A 19,945-nucleotide genomic window follows, 5' to 3' on the forward strand; every position below is an offset into this window, starting at 1 on the left:
ACGGCCGGGGGCGCACGGCCGGGGTAGCGTCGGGGGCATGGCAGACCCGATGAACGGCCCGGAGCCGGCGGCACCCGGCCCCCCGGGCGCAGCGGCGGCGACCGGGCCGGGCTCCCCCGATCCGGAGCCGGCGCCCCAGGAGGCCCCCGAGGCCCCGCCGCCCGCCGAACCGGCCGGTCCGCGGCCGCTCGGGGTGGCGGTGACCCCCACCGGCCGGGCCGCGGTCGACGCCGGCCTGCAACGCCTGGCCGAAGCCGACCACCTCCCGGTGAGCGGCCACCTGGACATGTACGAGGATGTCCACCGTGGGCTGCGCGACGTGCTGGCCTCCCTCGACCAGCACCCCGGGCCGCCCGCACCGTCCCCGACGCACGACCATCACGGCCGTCCCGATCAATAGGAGCTGAACCACAGGTGGCAGGAGTGGCACGACGCCGTCTCGACGCGGAGCTGGTGCGCCGCAAGCTGGCCCGCTCGCGGGAGCACGCGAGCCAGCTGATCGCCGCGGGCCGGGTGACCGTCGGCGGGGCGACCGCGACCAAGCCGGCCACCCAGGTGGAGACCAGCGCGGCCGTGGTCGTCCGGGACGACGAGAACGACCCCGACTACGTCTCGCGCGGCGGCCACAAGCTCGCCGGCGCGCTCGCCGCCTTCGTCCCGCGCGGTCTGCGCGTCGAAGGCCGGCGGGCGTTGGACGCCGGCGCCTCCACCGGCGGTTTCACCGACGTGCTGCTGCGGGCCGGCGCCGGCCACGTGGTCGCCGTCGACGTCGGCTACGGGCAGCTCGCCTGGCAGTTGCAGAGCGACGAGCGGGTCACCGTCAAGGACCGCACCAACGTCCGCGAGCTGACCCTGGATCAGATCGACGCGCACCCCGTCGACCTCGTCGTCGGCGACCTGTCCTTCATCCCGCTGGGCCTGGTCCTGCCCGCGCTGGTCCGCTGCGCGGCGCCCGACGCCGACCTGGTACTGATGGTCAAGCCGCAGTTCGAGGTCGGCAAGGAGCGGCTGGGCACCGGCGGGGTGGTACGCAGCGCCGCGCTGCGGGCCGAGGCGGTGCGCGGCGTCGCGGACCGCGCGGCCGGGCTGGGGCTGGGCGTCCTCGGCGTGACCGCGAGCCCCTTGCCCGGACCCTCGGGCAATGTCGAGTACTTTCTGTGGCTGCGCGCCGGGGCGCCTGCACTCGACCCGGCGGATGTCGACCGTGCAGTGGCGGAGGGGCCCAGTTGACCACTACCCAGGCAGTTGAAGACAGCGCAGCACCGGACACCGGCCGCGCCGAGCGGACGGTGTTCCTCCTCGCGCACACCGGCCGCCCGGCGGCCATCCGCAGTGCCGAGCTCGTGGTCCAGGGGCTGCTGCGCAGCGGGATCGGGGTGCGGGTACTGGACGAGGAGGCCGCGGACCTGCCGCTGCCGGACTCGGTCGAACGCGTGGCGACCGAACCGTGCGCGGCCGAGGGCTGCGAACTCCTGGTCGTCCTCGGCGGGGACGGCACGCTGCTGCGCGGCGCGGACTTCGCCCGGACGTCCGGGGTGCCGATGCTGGGCGTCAACCTCGGCCGGGTCGGCTTCCTCGCCGAGGCCGAGCGCGACGACCTCGACAAGGTCGTCGACCGTGTCGTCACCCGCTCCTACGAGGTCGAGGAGCGGATGACCCTCGACGTCCTGGTCCGCAACAACGGCGCCGTGGTGCACACCGACTGGGCGCTCAACGAGGCGTCCGTGGAGAAGGCCGCCCGCGAGCGGATGCTGGAAGTGGTCACCGAGGTCGACGGCCGGCCGGTCTCCCGCTTCGGCGGCGACGGGGTGGTCTGCGCGACCCCGACCGGCTCGACCGCGTACGCCTTCTCGGCCGGCGGCCCGGTCGTCTGGCCGGAGGTCGAGGCGCTGCTGATGGTTCCGATCAGCGCCCACGCCCTGTTCGCCAAGCCGCTGGTCACCTCGCCGCGGTCGGTGCTGGCCGTCGAGGTCCAGCCCAAGACCCCGCACGGCGTGCTGTGGTGCGACGGCCGGCGCACCGTCGAACTCCCCGCCGGCGCCCGCGTCGAGGTCCGCCGCGGCGCCGTCCCGGTCCGCCTGGCCCGGCTGCACCACGCCTCCTTCACCGACCGCCTGGTGGCCAAGTTCGCCCTCCCGGTGGCCGGCTGGCGGGGCGCGCCGCACTAGGACGACGGCAGCGGGCTGCCGGACCGCGCGACGCCGCACGTTCCGGCAGCCCGCCGCGACCCGCTCTCCGGCTACGCGCCGCCGCGCCCCAGCAGCTCCCGGGCCCGGGTCAGGGCCGTATCGCGCCGGGCGGACAGCTCCGCGTCGGTGAAGACCGGGGCGCGGACCGCGGGCGGGATCCCGGGTCCGTCGAAGGTACGGCCGTCGGCCGTCAGGAACTCTTCATTGGGCAGGCCGAAGCTCCAGCCGTTCGGCAGCGCCCGCTCCAGAATGTCGGAGAAGACGCCCTGGGTGTTCTCGCCGATCCTGGTCAGTGCGGGGGAGCGGCCCGTCAGGGACTGGGTGAAGGTCTCGCCCGCGCTGATCGTCAGCCGACTGGTGAGGACGGCGAGCGGGCCGGTGTAGACCGGTCCCCGGTGCGGACGGACCGACACCGGCTCGGGCGTGGTGAACTTCCGCGCGTCGGCGGGGTCGTTGCGGGCCCGCTTGCGGTACGCGAGGTAGGGCCGGTCGGTGAGCCGGGAGGCGATCCGCAGGCCGAGGGCGTCCGAGCCGCCGCCGTTGACCCGCAGGTCGAGGACGAGGCCGCGCAGCGCGGTCGGGCCCTGGGTGCGGGCCTTGGTGAAGATCGCGTCCAGGGCGCGGTCGAGTTCGGCGACCTCGCCCGCGTAGCCGCCCTGCTTGGTGTACCTGGCGAACTGGGTGACCCGGAAGTAGCCGATCCGGCCGGGCAGATCGGCGTAGGAGAGCTTGCCCTGGGCCCAGTGCCGCTGGACGGTGTGCGGGCCGAGGTTCGCGGCGATCGCCGCGTCGACGCGGGTGGTGAACTCGGGCGTGGGCAGCACGGTGCCGGGGCGCTTACCGGCGAACCACCGGTCGGGCCCGGCGATGACCCGGGTGTGCGCGTCGTTCAGCGGCTCGATCATCGCGTGCAGCACCGCCAGGAGTTCGGCGTCGGTGGTCTTCGCGGTGATCCGGGGACGGTAGCGGTCCCGGACCGCGTTCCAGTCGATTCCCCTGGCCCGGAAGAAGGGGTAGTTCTCCGCGTACGTCTGCCAGAAGACGTCGAAGACCGCCCGTGGGTCGCCGGCCGGCCGGGCACCGCAGCGCCCCGGCAGCGCCCCGGCGCGGTGCAGGGTGTGGTGGCCGGCCTTGTCGGCGAAGGCCATCCGGGCGCCGTCGGCGCCCACCGGGGCCACGGTGAGCGGCGCCGAGTCCGGCACCGTGAAGCGGAGCGAGCCGTCCGCGCCGGGGGCGCCGGCCCGGACGCCGGTGACCTGGCCCGACAGGCAGCTGACGGCGGTGGTCTCGTACGTCTTCAGGGCGCTGCCCTTGATGGTGACGAGGGTGCCGTAGCCGTCCGTCCGCCAGACGCCGTCCAGGGAGGGCGCCGCCGCCCGCGCCCCGGCCGCGTGGGCGGGGGCCGCCGGGGCGGCGCAGGCCGGCAGTGCGATCACCGCGGTCAGGGCGGCGGCCAGCAGGGCCGTGGTGCGCGGGCGGCGGGGTGCCCGGGGCCCGGCCTGGTGGCGGCCGGTCGCCGGTCGGAGCGTTGCCGGATCACTCATGGGAGTACCTCGTGGGGTCGGGGCGGGAGCGGATACGACGGCCGGGACGACGGCCGAGCCGGGTTCGGGACGGCGCCGAGGCGGTGCGCTGTCAGCGTGCCGGCCGGGCCCGGCCGGGCACCATGCGGCGGCCACCCGCTTCCTTGGTGGGGTTTTCCGCAGGTCCCGGGCGTGCGACCGGGCAGGTCCGGGCGGTCCGGGGGCCCGGTCCGGGGGCCGGTGTGGGGGAGGCCGTCGCGGGGTGGCCCCCGGACCTCGTAAGGTCGTACCCGTGTTGGAGGAGATGCGGATCCGGTCCCTGGGTGTCATCGACGACGCGGTCGTCGAGTTGTCCCCGGGCTTCACGGCGGTGACCGGCGAGACCGGCGCGGGCAAGACCATGGTCGTCACCAGCCTCGGCCTGCTGCTCGGCGGGCGCGCCGACCCTGCCCTGGTGCGGATCGGTGCCAGGGCGGCGGTGGTCGAGGGCAGGATCGCCCTCAAGTCCTCGTCGCCCGCTGCCGTACGGGCCGAGGAGGCCGGTGCGGAGCTGGACGACGGCGCGCTGTTGATCAGCCGCACGGTCTCCGCCGAGGGCCGCTCGCGGGCCCATGTGGGCGGCCGGTCGGTACCGGTCGGGGTGTTGGGCGACCTCGCCGACGACCTGGTCGCGGTGCACGGCCAGACCGACCAGCAGGGCCTGCTGCGGCCGGCCCGCCAGCGCCAGGCACTGGACCGCTACGCCGGGGACGCGGTCGCCGTCCCGCTCGCCAAGTACACCGCCGCGCACCGCCGGCTGCGCACCGTCGCCACCGAACTGGACGAGCTGACCACCCGGGCCCGGGAACGCGCGCAGGAAGCCGATCTGCTCCGCTTCGGCCTGGACGAGATCGCCGCCACCGAACCGCTGCCCGGCGAGGACGTCGAACTCGCGGCGGAGGCCGAACGGCTCGGCCACGCCGAGGCGCTGGCCTCCGCCGCGACCGTCGCGCACGCCGCACTGGCCGGCAACCCCGAGGACCCGGAAGCCATCGACGCCACCACCCTGGTCGCCGGCGCCCACCGCGCCCTGGAGACGGTCCGCGGCCACGACCGGGATCTGGCCGCCCTGGCCGACCGGCTCGGCGAACTCGGCATCCTGATGGCCGACGTCGCCACCGAACTGGCCGGCTACGCCGACGGCCTGGACTCCGATCCGCGGCGGCTGGCCGCCGTGGAGGAGCGCCGCGCCGCCCTGAACCACCTCACCCGCAAGTACGGCGAGGACATCACGGCGGTGCTGGCGTGGTCCGAGCAGAGCGCCGCCCGGCTCGCCGAACTCGACGGCGACGACGACCGGATCGCCGAGCTGGCCGCCGAGTGCGATGCGCTCCGCGCCGAACTCGGCGAACTGGCCCAGCAGTTGACCGACGCCCGGACCGCGTCCGCGGAGCACTTCGCGGCCGCGGTCACCGCCGAACTCGGCGAACTCGCCATGCCGCACGCCCGGGTGAGCGTCGCCATCCACCAGACCGAGCTCCCCGAGGACACCGCGGACGCCGGGAACGCCGCCGGCATCGAGGTCAACGGCCGCACCGTGGCGTACGGCCCGGCCGGCGCCGACGAGGTCGAGATCCTGCTGGCCCCGCACCCGGGCGCCCCGCCCCGGCCGATCGCCAAGGGGGCCTCCGGCGGTGAACTGTCCCGGGTGATGCTCGCCGTGGAGGTGGTCTTCGCCGGCTCGGACCCCGTACCGACCTACCTCTTCGACGAGGTGGACGCGGGCGTCGGCGGAAAGGCGGCCGTCGAGGTCGGCCGGCGACTGGCCCGGCTCGCCAAGTCGGCGCAGGTCGTGGTGGTCACCCACCTCCCGCAGGTCGCCGCGTTCGCCGATCGGCAGCTGCTGGTGGAGAAGACCAACGACGGCTCGGTGACCCGCAGCGGCGTCACCGTCCTGGAGGGCGAGGACCGGATCCGCGAGCTGTCCCGGATGCTGGCCGGCCAGGAGGACTCCGAAACGGCCCGCGCGCACGCCGAGGAATTGTTGGAGACCGCCCGCACGGGCGGGTAGCGGTAACTGGTCCGGCGAGGGGGAGCGATATGACGGTGGGGCGCGACATAGCGGTGGGGATCGGCGGCAGGAGCGCGGCACTGCTCGCGGCGGCGGGCGCGACCCGGGCGGCCTACGGGGCGCTGCGGCGCTGGCCGCCGGGCGGCGCGGCCCGTTGGGAGCGGAAGAACTACGCGGGCCGGACGGTCACCCTGCACGCCGGTCCGGCGGCCGCGCTCGGCACCGCGCTGGTCGCGGCCGGCGCGCCGGGGCTGTCCGCCCGGGCCCGCGGTGCGGCGGCGCTGGCCGTACTGGCCGCCGGCGGCTGCGGGGGCTACGACGACCTCGCCGGTGCCGGGGACCCGCGGCGCGGTTTCCGGGCCCACCTGTCCGCGCTGCGGCACGGCGAGGTCACCAGCGGGGCGGTCAAGCTCTTCGGGATCGGCGCCGCCGGGCTCGCCGCCGGCGCCCTGCTCAAGGACCGTCCGGCCGACAAGCTGCTGGCGGGAGTGGTGATCGCAGGCTCGGCCCACCTGGTCAACCTCCTGGACGTCCGGCCGGGCCGGGCGGCCGGCGCCGTCGTGGCCCTGGCCGCACCGGGGCTGTTGCGCCGCGGGCCGGCCGGGCCGCTGTTCGCCGTCCCGCTGGGCGCCGCGGCCGCGGTCGCCGGGGACGATCTCGGGGAGCGCACGATGCTCGGGGACGCCGGGGCGCACGCCCTCGGCGCCGCCCTCGGGCTGGCCGCCGTCGTCGGATGGGGGTCCCCCCGTTCGAGCGGAGCCGAGAGTGGGGGAGGCCGGGCGGGGCTGGCCGTGCACGCCGCCGCACTGGTCGCCGCGGCGGCCGCCGGGGACCGGGTCAGCCGCCTGGCCGGGGCGCTCTGACGGGGCCCGCCGCTCGCGCCGGCACCCCGCGCGACCGGGGCGGTGAGGAGATCCGGAGCGACCCGATCCGGACAGTGAAGGACGGGTTCCGGACAGCGGTGGCGACGGACCGGACGGGTGGGTTCACCCCGTTCGGGCGGTCATCCCCGCACGCGCCAAGTCGCCCATGTGGGTGAATCCGTGGATCCGGGGGTGAGACTTCCCACCGGAACGGCGTCCGCACGGTGCCGAATTGACGCCGCCGGACTGGCATCCTGGGCGCGGTGCGCAGTGCCAGGGCGTGCCCGCCCCGTCCTGCCCGCAGGCCGGGCGCGTTTCCGCGCCCCGACACATCGCAGCACCTCGCAGTGCCAAACCGCCCCGCCGGTACGGTCCGTACCGCCCCCCCGACCCAGGAGCCCGACCTCGTGACCAGCCCCCCGACCCCGCCGCACGGGCAGTTGCCGCTGCGCACGGTCCAGGTGCTGGGCCGCGGCGGCGCCGGCAGCGCAGCGCACGTCCGTTCGCTGGCCGAAGGACTGGTCGCCCGCGGGGTCCGGGTGACCGTGTGCGCCCCGCCGGAGGCCGAGAAGGCGTACGGCTTCACCGCGGCCGGCGCCCGGTTCGTACCGGTCGCACCGCGGATGGATCCGGCGGGCATGACCGTCCTGCGCGGCGCCTGCTGGGACGCCGACCTGGTCCATGCGCACGGCCTGCGGGCCGGTCTCCGCGCGTCGATGGCGCTGCGCGGACTGTGCGGCCCGCGCGCCGGGGGTTCCCCCGGTGGTAGCTGGGGGCCGGTCCCCCTCGTCATCACCTGGCACACCAAGGCGCACACCGAGGGCGCCCGCGCCGGGATGGTGCACCTGATGGAGCGGCGGGTGGCCCGGGCCGCGGCGGTCGTCCTGGGCGTCTGCTCCGACCTCGTGGACCGGGCGCGTGAGCGCGGCGCCCGGGACGCCCGCCTCGCGCCGGTCGCGGTCCCGCGTGCCCGGCCCGGTCGCGCGGGACACCCCGCCGACGCCGACCGCAGCCGCGACAAGGAGCGCGCCGAACTGGGCGCGGTGGACCGGCCGTTGCTGCTCGCGGTCGGCCGGCTCGACCCGTCCCAGGGCCATGACCTGCTGCTGGACGCCGCGCACGCCTGGTGCGGGCTCGACCCCCAGCCGCTGCTCGCCATCGCGGGCGAGGGCGGACAGCGGGCCGCGCTCCAGCGCCGGATCGACAGCGAGCGGCTGCCCGTCCAACTGCTCGGCCGCCGCGACGACGTACCCGAACTCCTCGCCGCCGCCGACCTGGTGGTGCTGCCCAGCAGGTGGGAGGCGCGTTCCCTGATCGCCCAGGAGGCACTGCGCGCCGGCGTCCCCCTGGTGGCCACCGACACCGGCGGCACCCGTGAACTGGTCGGCCGGGCCGCCGCACTGGTCCGCTACGGCGACGCCACCGCGCTGGCCCACACGGTCCTCGACCTGCTCGCCGACCCGGCGCGCCGCGATGCGCTCGCCGCGGCCGGCCGCGCCCAGGCCGCCGGCTGGCCCAGCGAGAACGACACGGTCGCCCAGGTACTCAGCGTCTACGACGAACTGACCCAGCCGCCGCAGCCGGGCCTGCCGGTCTGATCCACCGGGCAGGCCCTGGACCCGGTCGATGTGCAGCTAGCCCCGGAAGGTGTGCCGCCGGGCCCGCAGCGCCAGCCGCAGTCCCAGTACCGTCTGCGGGTCGTCCAGGTCCGTCCCCAGCAGCTGGGCGATCCGCGCCAGCCGGTCGTAGAGCGTCTGCCGGTTGACGTTCAGGTCGCGGGCGGTCTCGGCCTTGCGGCCGGCGCTGGCCAGATACGCCTCCAGGGTCGGCAGCAGCGGCTGGCGGGCGCCCCGGTCGTGGGCCAGCAGCGGGCCGATGGCACGCTCGACGAAATCGCTGAGCACCCCCTGCTCGCCGTGCTCCCGCATCCGCCACAGCAGCAGCTCGATGTCCAGGCGCCGGGCGTCGTACCAGGGCGCCTCCGGCAGTCCCTGGGCCGCGGCCGCCGCCTCCGCCGCGTGCCGCAGCCCCGGGCCGGCCGCCGCCCAGTCGCCCGCCGTGCCGACCACCACCACCGGGCGGTGCGCCGACGGCCGGTCCAGGCCGGCCCGGACGACCCCGGCGCGCAGCGCCTCGGCGACCCGGTCGGCCAGCGCCGCCCGGTCCTGGCCCGCCCGTAGCGCCACCAGCAGCGGCACCCGGCCCTCCACGGGCCGCACGCCGAGCAGCACGGGCACCCCGAGGGCGGCCAGTTCCTCGCGCAGCGCCTGGGCGAGCAGTGCCCAACTGCCGGGGGAGGGCAGCGCGGCCGGCAGCCGCATCACCACCGGCAGCACCGGGTCGGTGCCCGGCCGGAAGCCCAGCAGCCGGGCCTGCGCCGGCGCCTCGGACGCGGAGATCCGCCCCTCCGCCAACTCGGCCAGGAAGTCGCCGCGACCGCGGGCGGCCAGCACCTCCTCCTGACGGGACTGGAGCATGACCACGGCCAGCAGATCGGCGGCGCGCTCGGCGGCGATCCGGTGCACCGGCGCCAGCGGCCCGTTCACCGGGAGCAGCACCAGCCGGGCGCGCACCGCGTCCGGCCCGGGCCCCCCGCCGGGCAGCTCGATGCGTACGCCGGAGTCCCGCAGCCCCTCCCAGGCCAGCAGCGGATCGGCGTCCGCCGCGCTGTCGTCGCCCTCCGGCCCGGCCGCGTACAGCGGGCTGCCGTCGGGGGCCTCCAGGCACAGCGGATTGCCGGTGAAGACGGCGAGCAGCCGCAGCACCTCCGGGGCGCCGCCGCCCCGCAGCAGTACGCCGGTGCAGCGCCGCAGCAGTTCGTCGGCGCGCCGCAGCAGGGTGTAGTGGCTGTTGATGATCTCGGTGTGGATCTCCTCGGTGACCGTGACGTACGGGACCTCGCGGTGCAGCTGGATCAGCGGCAGCCCGCAGTCCCGCGCGGCGTCGACCAGCGCCGCGGGCAGGGCGTCGAACCGCGAGCCCAGCTCCACGACCAGCGCGGCGACGTCCCGGTCCGCGAGCTTGCGGATGAAGGCGCGCTGTTCGGACGGCCGGGTGCCCACCCCGAGCCCCGTGGTCAGCAGCAGCTCGCCGCCCTTGAGCAGCGAGGCGATGTGGGGGACCTCGCCGGCGTGCACCCAGCGCACCGACCGGCCCATCCGGTCCTCGCCGGCCAGCACTTCCGGCAGGCCGCGCCGCAGCGCCGGCAGCTCCAACGCCCTGCGTACCGTGATGTCGGCTTCGATCTTCCCGTGCGGCCCCATGGCGCGAACGCTACCGCGCGTACGGCTATCCGGAGGAACATGATCCGGATCGCCTCCGCCGGTCGCCCGGGGCGGCTCACGCACACCATCCGACCTGCCGCTCAACTCCTTTAACTGGACGCACACTTGACGTTGGCCAGGGAGCCTGGGCAGGGTGCTTGGACCGTACCAACGAGAGCGCTCACCCACCCCCCACAAGGAGCCGCCTCATGATCACCCGTCGCACCCTCCTCGGCGGACTCGCCGCCGGTGCCGCCACCGCCGCCCTCGCCGGCCGGGCCGTCGGCACCCCCGCCCGCCGCGCGGCGGCCACCCTCCCGCTGCACCTCGTGAACAACTCCGGCGCCTACGCCAACGGCTCGGTCTGGATCTACATCCTCGGCAACGACGGCACCCAGCAGGTCCGGGTCACCCCGGACGGCCGGCTCGCCCCCGTCTCCCTCGCCGACAACGGCCCGGACGGCTTCACCGACTACGCGATACCGCTCGCCGCCACCGGTACCACCACCGTCCAACTGCCCCCGATGTCCGGCCGGATCTACACCAGCCTGGGCGCCAAACTCAAGATCAAGGCGGTCGCCGACGGCAACGGCAAGCCCGCGCTGGCCTACCCGGCGGGCTGGGTCGCCACCGACCCCAACTACGACGTGCTGCACGACTGCGCCGAGTTCACCCACAACTCCGGCGGGATGTTCTGCAACACCACCATGGTCGACATGTTCAGCGTCCCGCTCGCGCTGCGGCTCACCGGCTCCGGCGACCAGACCACCGGCACCCTCAAGGACGGCGCCCGGGCCCGGATCTTCGCCGACGTCAAGGCCGCCGCGGGCTTCGACCGCCTGGTCATCGGCGACCGGCGGGTGATCGCCCCCGGCCACGGCCTGGACAGCGGCCTGTTCGCCGCCGACTACTTCGCCTCGGCCATCGACGCCGCCTGGTCCGCGTACGCCGCCAAGGACCTGACCGTCACCACCAACGCCGGCACCTTCACCGGCCGGGTCGGCGGCGACCAGCTCACCTTCACCGGCCCCGGCACGGGGGTCACTCCCGCGGCAGCCGGGGGAGTGGCCTTCACCCGCCCCAGCACCCGCGACGTCCTCTTCTGCGACGGCACCCTGGCCGCCCCCAACGACGGCACCCGGGGCCCGGTGGCCGCCGTCCTCGGCGCCGCCCTCAACCGCTCCACCCTGGCGACCCACGCCGCCCAGCCGGTCACCGACCCGGCCGCCTTCTACCAGCAGCCGCTCACCAACCACTACGCCCGCGCCATGCACACCGCGACCCAGGACGGCAAGGCGTACGGCTTCGCCTTCGACGACGTCGCCGGCTTCGCCTCCTACATAGAGGACCATGCCCCCAAGGAGCTCACCCTCACCCTGACGCCGTTCTAACCGGCGGAACCCGGCGGAAAGCCGGACCCCGACCGAAGCGAAGACCACCGGGTGGTTGACGCCCCGAAGGGGGCGTCAACCTCCGTATGCCCCACTGGCGGTCAGCCGCAGCGCCGTGTCGATCAGCGGAACGTGGCTGAACGCCTGCGGGAAGTTCCCCACCTGCCGCTGGAGCTTGGAGTCCCACTCCTCGGCGAGCAGCCCCAGGTCGTTGCGGAGCGAGAGCAGCTTCTCGAAGAGCTTGCGGGCCTCCTCCACCCGGCCGATCATCGCCAGGTCGTCGGCCAGCCAGAACGAACAGGCCAGGAACGCCCCCTCGTCGCCTTCGAGGCCGTCCACCCCGAGCCCCTCACCGGACGTCGGGTACCGCAGCACGAACCCGTCCTCGGTGGACAGCTCCCGCTGGATCGCCTCGATGGTGCCGATGACCCGCTTGTCGTCCGGCGGCAGGAACCCGACCTGCGGGATCAGCAGCAGCGACGCGTCCAGCTCCTGCGAGCCGTAGGACTGGGTGAAGGTGTTCCGCTCCTTGTCGTAACCCTTCTCGCAGACGTCCCGGTGGATGGTCTCCCGCAGGTCCTTCCACCGCTCCAGCGGGCCGTCCACGTCCCCGGACTCGATCAGCTTCACCGTGCGGTCCACCGCGACCCAGGTCATGACCTTGGAGTGCACGAAGTGCCGGCGCGGCCCGCGCACCTCCCAGATGCCCTCGTCCGGCTCGTCCCAGTGCTTCTCCACCCACGCGATCAGCTTGATCTGGAGCAGCGAGGCGTAGTCGTTGCGGGCCAGCCCGGTCATGTGCGCCAGGTGCAGTGCCTCGGTGACCTCGCCGTAGACGTCCAGCTGGAGCTGGCCGGCGGCGCCGTTGCCGACCCGTACCGGGCGCGAATCCTCGTACCCGGGCAGCCACTTGAGCTCGGTCTCGCCGAGCTCCCGCTCACCGGCGATGCCGTACATGATCTGGAGGTTCTCCGGGTCGCCGGCCACCGCCCGCAGCAGCCACTCGCGCCACGCCCGGGCCTCCTCGCGGTAGCCGGTGCGGAGCAGCGACGACAGGGTGATCGCCGCGTCCCTCAGCCAGGTGAAGCGGTAGTCCCAGTTGCGGATCCCGCCGATGCACTCCGGCAACGACGTCGTCGGCGCCGCCACGATCCCGCCGGTCGGCGCGTACGTCAGCGCCTTGAGCGTGATCAGCGAGCGCACCACCGCGTCCCGGTAGGGCCCGTGGTACGTGCAGTGCTCGACCCACTCCCGCCAGAACTCCTCGGTCGCCTCCAGCGACCCCTGCGGGTCCGCCAGGGCCGGCGGCCCGTGGTGCGAGGGCTGCCAGCTGATCGTGAACGCGATCCGCTCGCCCGGCGACACCGTGAAGTCGGAGTACGTCGTCAGGTCCTTGCCGTAGGTCTCGGCGGCGGTGTCCAGCCACACCGAGTCGGGCCCGGCGACCGCGACGGTCCGGCCGTCCACCTTGTGGACCCAGGGCACCACCCAGCCGTACGCGAACCGCATCCGCAGCTCCGACCGCATCGGCACCCGGCCGCTGACGCCCTCCACGATCCGGATGACCTGGGGCGCGCCGTCCCGCGGCGGCATGAAGTCGATCACCCGGACGGTACCGCGCGGAGTGTCCCACTCGGACTCCAGGACGAGTGAGTCCCCTCGGTAGCGCCGCCGGTCCGCGGCCCGCGGGCCGTCCGCGACGGCCGGCCCCAGCTGCCAGAAGCCGTGCTCCTCGGTGCCCAGCAGCCCCGCGAAGACCGCCGGCGAGTCGAATCGGGGCAGGCACAGCCAGTCGACCGTGCCGTCCCGGCACACGAGAGCGGCGGTCTGCATATCACCGATAAGTGCGTAGTCCTCGATGCGCCCGGCCACGTGCATCTCCCGTCGAACTGGAGTCACGCCCCCCATGGGACGTTGTGTGCTGTCCGTCCTGCCCATGAAACGTCGCCGAGCAGCGGGACCGGAAATCGGGCTGGGGGCACCTCCGAGGTGGTGCCTTCCCGGACGGCTCGTAGCGAGTGTCCGAGCAGGATACGACGCAGGGGGGTGCTCCGCGCGATGCTCACGTCGAGTGGGGGTGGTCCGATTGGGTGGCCTGGTCGAGGACCCCTTTCGGTGCGTGGCCGGACGCGACCATGCCCGGTCGCTGATAGCCTGGTACCCCGTGGACCGGTGGGACCCAGCAGAAATGCGGCACCCCCGAACCGCAGCGACGGCACCCCTGAATCTCAGGACCGAAGTCCCGTCGCACCTCTCCACCTCGCGACCACGGGAGCCCCCTCTTGGCCATGCCGCCCAAATCTTCGACGACCAAGCACCTCTTCGTCACGGGGGGCGTCGCCTCCTCGCTCGGCAAGGGGCTCACCGCCTCCAGCCTGGGTGCGCTCCTGAAGGCGCGCGGCCTGCGGGTCACGATGCAGAAGCTCGACCCGTACCTCAACGTCGACCCCGGCACGATGAACCCGTTCCAGCACGGTGAGGTCTTCGTCACCAACGACGGTGCCGAGACCGACCTGGACATCGGCCACTACGAGCGCTTCCTCGACGTCGACCTCGACGGCTCGGCGAACGTCACCACCGGCCAGGTCTACAACACCGTGATCGCCAAGGAGCGGCGCGGTGAGTACCTCGGCGACACCGTGCAGGTCATCCCGCACATCACCAACGAGATCAAGCACCGCATCCGACGGCTGGCCACCGACGACGTCGACGTGGTCATCACCGAGGTCGGCGGCACGGTCGGCGACATCGAGTCGCTGCCGTTCCTGGAGACCGTCCGCCAGGTCCGCCACGAGGTCGGCCGGGACAACGTCTTCGTCGTGCACATCTCGCTGCTCCCGTACATCGGCCCGTCCGGTGAGCTGAAGACCAAGCCGACCCAGCACTCGGTCGCCGCGCTGCGCAACATCGGCATCCAGCCCGACGCGATCGTGCTGCGCGCCGACCGCGAGGTGCCGACCGCCATCAAGCGCAAGATCTCGCTGATGTGCGACGTCGACGAGGCCGCGGTCATCGCCTGCCCGGACGCCCCGTCGATCTACGACATCCCCAAGGTCGTGCACGCCGAGGGCCTGGACGCCTACGTCGTACGCAAGCTGGACCTGCCGTTCCGCGACGTGGACTGGACCCAGTGGGCGGACCTGCTCGACCGGGTCCACAACCCCGCGCACGAGGTCAAGGTCGCGCTGGTCGGCAAGTACATCGACCTGCCCGACGCCTACCTCTCGGTCACCGAGGCCCTGCGCGCCGGCGGCTTCGCCAACAAGGCCCGCGTCAAGATCAAGTGGGTCACCTCCGACGACTGCAAGACCCCGGCCGGCGCCCGTGCGCAGCTCGCCGACTGCGACGCGATCTGCGTCCCCGGCGGCTTCGGCGACCGCGGCGTGGACGGCAAGGTCGGCGCGATCACCTACGCCCGGGAGAACAAGCTCCCGCTGCTCGGCCTCTGCCTGGGCCTGCAGTGCGTGGTGATCGAGGCGGCCCGCAACCTCGCCGGCATCGAGGGCGCCAACTCCACCGAGTTCGACCCGGCCGCCACCCACCCGGTGATCTCCACGATGGCCGAGCAGATGGACATCGTCGCCGGCGAGGGCGACATGGGCGGCACCATGCGACTGGGCATGTACCCGGCCAAGCTCGCCGAGGGCTCCATCGTCCGCGAGGTCTACGGCGGCGAGCCCTACGTCGAGGAGCGCCACCGCCACCGCTACGAGGTCAACAACGCCTACCGCGGTGAGCTGGAGAAGAAGGCCGGCCTGCTGTTCTCCGGCACCTCCCCGGACAACAAGCTGGTCGAGTACGTCGAGTACCCGCGCGAGGTCCACCCCTACCTGGTCGCCACCCAGGCGCACCCGGAGCTGCGGTCCCGCCCGACCCGTCCGCACCCGCTCTTCGCCGGCCTGGTGAAGGCGGCCGTCGAACGGCAGGAAGCAGCACGGAAGTCGGGCGCCAAGAAGTAAGCGGCGCCCAGCCGGTTACGGTTGCCGGGGTACGGCCTCCTCCCGGGAGGCGGTACCCCGGTTTCCGCGTTGGCACAGGTACACACAGGAGGACGCGTATGGCGATCAAGGACACCGCGGAGGAGTGGACGGTCACCGGGACCACCACGCCGTTCACCGGGGCCAAGACCAGCGTGCGCACCGACCGGGTCGTCATGCCGGACGGTGCCACCGTCAGCCGCGACTACCAGGTCCACCCGGGCTCGGTTGCGGTCCTCGCCCTCGACGACGCCGGCCGGGTGCTGGTCCTGCACCAGTACCGCCACCCCGTGCGGCGGAAGCTGTGGGAGATCCCCGCCGGGCTGCTCGACGTCCCCGGGGAGAACCCGCTGCACGCCGCACAGCGCGAGCTGTACGAGGAGGCCCACGTCAAGGCCGAGGACTGGCGGGTGCTGACCGACGTCTACACCACCCCGGGCGGCAGTGACGAGGCGGTGCGGGTCTTCCTGGCCCGCGGGCTGGCCGAGGCCGAAGGGGAGCGCTTCGAGGTCTCCGAGGAGGAGGCCGAGATGGAGCTGGCGCGGGTCCCGGTGGGCGAACTGGTCCGCGGGGTGCTCGCCGGCGAGTTGCAGAACAACTGCCTGGTCGTCGGGGTGCTGGCGCTCACCGCCGCGCAGGCCGGCGACGGCCTGGACGCCCTCCGGCCGGCCGACGCGCCCTGGCCGGCCCGCCCCTTCGAAGCCTGACCCCGGGGCCGGGTGCCGCCACCCCGGCCCGCAGCTCCGCCCGCCGCCCGGTCGGATGATCGGCTGATCCGATCGAGTGATCCAACGGCCCTGCTCCACACGGGACGTGACGGGTCGTGAACTACGCTCGGCAGGGTTCCCGTACGCGTCCGCGAGCGGGACGGCGGGCGCAGGCGGACGGGAGCGTGACCGGTGACGGATCAGGTGGTGGGCGGGGGGTACCGTGCGCCGGAGGCGGCGCGCGGGCCCGGCCCGGCGGCCCGGGAACGGCGGGCGACGCTGCCCCGCCAGGACGGTGCCGCCCTCCGCTCCGACCTCCCCGGATTCGCCGGCCGCCGCCATGAACTCAAGGCGCTGCGCGCCGACATCCGGCAGGCCGGCCTGGACACCCTCACCGGCCGCCGCGGCGCCCGCAGCCGGGTGCTGCTGATCGCCGGCCGTCCCGGCTCCGGCCGCACCACCCTGGCCGAGGCGCTGCTGCGGGAGATCGCGGACGAGTACCCCGACGGGGTATTGCGCGCCGTCCTGACCGGCCGCGACGGCGCCCCGGCCGGCCTCTCCCGAACCGCCCGCGACCTGCTCGCCGTGCTGGGCACCGACGCCCCGCCGGGCGCCGGCGAGGACGAGCTCGCGGAGGCGGTGCGCGCGGCCCTGGCCGGGCGGCGGACGGTGCTCCTGCTGGACGACGCGCCGGGTGCCGAGGAGGTCGAACCGCTGATTCCGGACGCCCCGGACTGCCTGGTCGTGGTGGTCTCGCAGGGCCCGCTGACCGGCATCTCGGACGTCCGGCCGTGTGCGCTGGGCGGGCTGGACACCGCGGCCGCGGTCGAAGTGCTGTGCCACTACGCGGGACCGACCCGGGTCACCGTCGATCCGCGGACCGCGGAGGCCGTCGCGCAGGAGTGCGGCGGCCAGCCCGCGGCCCTGATACTGGCGGGCGCCTGGCTCGCCGCCCGCCCCAAGCTCTCCGTCGCCGACCTGCGCCAGGCGCTGCTGGCCGTCCCGCTGCCGCCGGACCTGCCGGCCGGCGCCCACCCCCTCCACCGCGCCTTCCGCCTCACCTACGACGCGCTGCCGCAGACCGCCGCCCGGATACTGCGGCTGGCCACCCTCGCCCCGGACGGCCTGGTGGACCCGCACACGGCCGCCGCGCTGGGTGGCTGCACGGTCCCGGCCGCCGCCGCGGTCCTGCACGACTTCGTCGCGCTCGGCCTGCTGCGGCCGCTGCCCGAGGAGGAGGGGCCGGGCGCCCCGCCCGCCGATGTGGCGATCGGTCCCCGGTACCGGCTCCCCGGCTGCCTGGTCCCGCTCTCCCGGGAGCTGCTCCGGGAGCAAGAGCGGCCGGCCGACGTCCAGTTGGCCAGGGCCCGGATGTTGGAGCGGACCGTACGGCTGGTCCAGTCCTGCCGGGCGGCCGCCGAGCCGGAGGGTTCTCCCGCCCGCCGCAAGGCCGGTGAGCTGCCCCGCCCGCTGCGCTTCGCCACCCGGGCCGCCGCCGCGCACTGGCTGTACACCCGTCGGGGCGCCCTGTTGGACGCCGCCCGGATCGCCGTCGAGGACGGTCAACTCGACACGCTGGACCGGCGGTTGATCGCCGCGCTCACCCGGGCGCTGCTCGCGCACCACGGCCCCGAGGCGGCCGCGCCCGACCTCTACGCCCTGCACGAGTTGGTCCTGCGGGTCGCCGCGCGGCGCCCGTTGCCGCGCGAGCAGGCCGCCGCCCTGCTCAACCTCGGCGACCTGGACGCCGGTGCCGACCGGATGGAGCAGGCGCTCACCCGGTACCGGGGTGCGCTGGAGGCGGCCCGGTCGGTGAAGGACCCGATGGCCACCGGGCGGGCGCTGGAGTCGCTGGGCGACACCTACAGCGAGTTGGGCGACTGGGTCCGGGCCGCCGACTGGTACGGGCGGGCGCTGGAGCTGCGGCTGGCCCGGGGCGAGCGGGCCGACGCGGCCCGGCTGCACGCCCGGATCGGCGTCGCACACGGCCGCGCGGGCCGTTACGAGCAGGCCCTCAAGGACTGCCGAGCGGCCGCCCGTACCTCCCGCAGGCTCGGTGATTCCGCAGGTCAGGCGCGTGCGGCGGAGGCGGCGGCGGGGGTCCACGAGCACGCCGGGCAGCTGGACGAGGCGCTGCGGAGCCACCTGGAGGCCCTCGATTTCGCCCGTGCGGCGGCCGACGGGGCGCTGGAGACGCGCCTCCAGCTACGGATTGCGGAGATCCTTGAGCGGCTCGGTGACCCAGCAGCGGCACGGCTCCACCGGGCGGCGGGGGAGCGATTGCGTCAGGAGCACCCCGAGTGACCTACGAAATCGGTAGTGGTCTTTCGAAAAATTGGCCCTTTGCAAGGCTAGACAACGCGAGGTCCTTCAATAGACTGGTCGGGCCGCGTCCGGCGCGGTCAGTTCCGTCATGCATCGCATGAGGGATAATTCCTTCTGCAAGCTCTCATTCAAGGACCGTGATCGACGTGAAGGTCGGCATCCCCCGCGAGGTCAAGAACAACGAGTTCCGGGTGGCTATCACGCCCGCCGGAGTCCACGAGCTGGTCCGCAACGGCCACCAGGTCTTCATCGAGACGGACGCCGGCCTCGGCTCGTCCATCCCGAACGAGGAGTACACCTCCGCCGGTGCCACGATCCTCGGCACCGCCGACGAGGTGTGGGCCACCGCTGACCTGCTGCTGAAGGTCAAGGAGCCGATCGCGGAGGAGTACCACCGCCTCCGCAAGGACCAGACCCTCTTCACCTACCTGCACCTGGCCGCGTCCAAGGAGTGCACGGACGCCCTGCTGGCGTCCGGCACCACCGCGATCGCCTACGAGACCGTCGAGACCGCCAGCCGCGCGCTGCCGCTGCTGGCCCCGATGTCCGAGGTCGCGGGCCGGATCGCCCCGCAGGTCGGCGCCTACCACCTGATGCGCCAGGTCGGCGGCCGCGGCGTGCTGCCCGGTGGCGTCCCCGGCGTCCAGGCCGGCAAGGCCGTCGTCATCGGCGGTGGCGTCTCCGGCTGGAACGCGGTGCAGATCGCGGTGGGCCTCGGCTTCCACGTCACCCTGCTCGACAGGGACATCAACAAGCTCCGCGAGGCCGACAAGATCTTCGGCACCAAGGTGCAGACGATCGTCTCCAACGCCTACGAGCTGGAGAAGGCCGTCGTCGAGGCCGACCTCGTCGTCGGTGCGGTCCTGATTCCGGGTGCCAAGGCCCCGAAGCTGGTCACCAACGAGCTCGTCGCCAAGATGAAGCCCGGTAGTGTCCTTGTCGACATCGCCATCGACCAGGGCGGCTGCTTCGAGGACTCCAAGCCGACCACGCACGCCGAGCCGACCTTCCCGGTCCACAACTCGGTCTTCTACTGCGTCGCCAACATGCCCGGCGCGGTGCCCAACACCTCCACCTACGCCCTCACCAACGCCACGCTGCCCTACATCGTGGAGCTGGCGAACCGCGGTTGGGTCGAGGCGCTGCGCCGTGACCCCGCGCTGGCCAAGGGCCTGAACACCCACGACGGCAAGGTCGTCTACCCCGAGGTCGCCCAGGCCCACGGCCTGGAGTACGTGGAACTGCGCACCCTCCTCGGCTAAAGGCGTCAACCGCACGCGTCAAACGCCGCACGACCGGCCGGGCCCCCTCGACAGGGCCCGGCCGGTCGCATGTGCGACACGCCCCGCGGGCGGCTCCGGGCGGTCGGCTCTCAACTCGCCGCGAACGTAACCCTTTAACCGATTCGCGTACCCCCGAAACATCCGTCTTGTGCGCTGTGCACTCTTGACATCGGGGGGTTCTGTTACCGACACATCGGGCCGGGTCCGGCGGATTGTGTTGCTGCGGACGCCCGACACGCCATAGAGTCGCCAACCGTCGGCATGGTGCCACGCTGACCTATCGATAAGTTTCCTGGTCCCGTCCAAGGAGGTAAGACGACTTGTGAATGAGTCGACATTTACTCCCGGAGGTGGTCGGCCAGGAGCGGTTGCAC

14 protein-coding genes are annotated in these 19,945 nt (G+C 74.1%); 11 read left to right on the forward strand and 3 right to left on the reverse strand.

Annotation, left to right across the window (positions count from 1 at the left end):
* Positions 1-37 precede the first annotated feature (37 nt).
* From ACFVT2_RS19275 to ACFVT2_RS19285, 3 genes are read left to right on the forward strand one after another with little or no spacing between them, the layout of a single operon-like run.
* Positions 38-400: a hypothetical protein gene (locus ACFVT2_RS19275; RefSeq protein WP_390019136.1), complete on the forward strand. Its 363-nt coding sequence runs from the start codon at positions 38-40 to the stop codon at positions 398-400.
* 14 nt (positions 401-414) lie between these two features.
* The gene (locus ACFVT2_RS19280) at positions 415-1,230 is read left to right on the forward strand and encodes a TlyA family RNA methyltransferase (protein ID WP_390019138.1); all 816 of its coding nucleotides are present in this window, start codon (positions 415-417) and stop codon (positions 1,228-1,230) included.
* Positions 1,231-1,289: 59 nt separating this feature from the next.
* Entirely contained in the window at positions 1,290-2,168 is an 879-nt protein-coding gene (locus ACFVT2_RS19285; protein ID WP_100607054.1) for an NAD kinase, read from the forward strand.
* A gap of 71 nt (positions 2,169-2,239) precedes the next feature.
* On the opposite strand, the gene ACFVT2_RS19290 is transcribed toward ACFVT2_RS19285, so the two are convergent.
* Positions 2,240-3,733 (reverse strand): S41 family peptidase, encoded by a 1,494-nt coding sequence (locus ACFVT2_RS19290; RefSeq protein WP_390019140.1) that lies wholly within the window; start codon positions 3,731-3,733, stop codon positions 2,240-2,242.
* Positions 3,734-4,016: 283 nt separating this feature from the next.
* Here ACFVT2_RS19290 and recN point away from each other — a divergent pair, with 283 nt between their 5' ends.
* The 3 genes from recN (at position 4,017) to ACFVT2_RS19305 (ending at position 8,223) form a co-directional block, all read left to right on the forward strand.
* Positions 4,017-5,762, forward strand: coding sequence for a DNA repair protein RecN (gene recN, locus ACFVT2_RS19295; RefSeq protein ID WP_390019389.1), 1,746 nt, complete (start codon positions 4,017-4,019; stop codon positions 5,760-5,762).
* 29 nt (positions 5,763-5,791) lie between these two features.
* Entirely contained in the window at positions 5,792-6,625 is an 834-nt protein-coding gene (locus tag ACFVT2_RS19300) for a hypothetical protein (RefSeq protein ID WP_390019141.1), read from the forward strand.
* Positions 6,626-7,032: 407 nt separating this feature from the next.
* A complete protein-coding gene (locus tag ACFVT2_RS19305; protein WP_390019144.1) occupies positions 7,033-8,223 on the forward strand; it encodes a glycosyltransferase family 4 protein in 1,191 nt (396 codons plus the stop codon).
* A 36-nt stretch (positions 8,224-8,259) separates the two neighbouring features.
* Here ACFVT2_RS19305 and ACFVT2_RS19310 read toward each other — a convergent pair whose 3' ends face one another.
* Positions 8,260-9,888 carry a PucR family transcriptional regulator gene (locus ACFVT2_RS19310; protein ID WP_390019146.1) on the reverse strand — a complete coding sequence of 543 codons (1,629 nt, stop codon included), beginning with the start codon at positions 9,886-9,888 and terminating at the stop codon, positions 8,260-8,262.
* Between the two features lie 209 nt (positions 9,889-10,097).
* On the opposite strand from ACFVT2_RS19310, the gene ACFVT2_RS19315 reads away from it, so the two are divergent.
* Positions 10,098-11,279 carry a beta-1,3-glucanase family protein gene (locus ACFVT2_RS19315; RefSeq protein ID WP_390019148.1) on the forward strand — a complete coding sequence of 394 codons (1,182 nt, stop codon included), beginning with the start codon at positions 10,098-10,100 and terminating at the stop codon, positions 11,277-11,279.
* Between the two features lie 75 nt (positions 11,280-11,354).
* Here ACFVT2_RS19315 and ACFVT2_RS19320 read toward each other — a convergent pair whose 3' ends face one another.
* On the reverse strand, positions 11,355-13,157 hold the full coding sequence (locus ACFVT2_RS19320) for a glycoside hydrolase family 15 protein (RefSeq protein WP_390019391.1): 1,803 nt from the start codon (positions 13,155-13,157) through the stop codon (positions 11,355-11,357).
* Positions 13,158-13,567: 410 nt separating this feature from the next.
* On the opposite strand from ACFVT2_RS19320, the gene ACFVT2_RS19325 reads away from it, so the two are divergent.
* From ACFVT2_RS19325 to ald, 4 genes are all read left to right on the forward strand, one after another.
* Complete coding sequence (locus tag ACFVT2_RS19325) at positions 13,568-15,238, forward strand: CTP synthase (RefSeq protein ID WP_390019151.1); 1,671 nt, start codon at positions 13,568-13,570, stop codon at positions 15,236-15,238.
* Between the two features lie 98 nt (positions 15,239-15,336).
* A complete protein-coding gene (locus tag ACFVT2_RS19330; protein ID WP_390019153.1) occupies positions 15,337-15,963 on the forward strand; it encodes an NUDIX domain-containing protein in 627 nt (208 codons plus the stop codon).
* A 192-nt stretch (positions 15,964-16,155) separates the two neighbouring features.
* Entirely contained in the window at positions 16,156-18,267 is a 2,112-nt protein-coding gene (locus tag ACFVT2_RS19335) for a tetratricopeptide repeat protein (protein ID WP_390019156.1), read from the forward strand.
* A gap of 167 nt (positions 18,268-18,434) precedes the next feature.
* Positions 18,435-19,550, forward strand: coding sequence for an alanine dehydrogenase (gene ald, locus ACFVT2_RS19340; protein ID WP_390019393.1), 1,116 nt, complete (start codon positions 18,435-18,437; stop codon positions 19,548-19,550).
* Positions 19,551-19,945: the final 395 nt, after the last annotated feature.

Origin of the sequence: Streptomyces sp. NPDC058000 (assembly GCF_042886435.1) — a bacterium.
Lineage (GTDB): Bacteria > Actinomycetota > Actinomycetes > Streptomycetales > Streptomycetaceae > Streptomyces.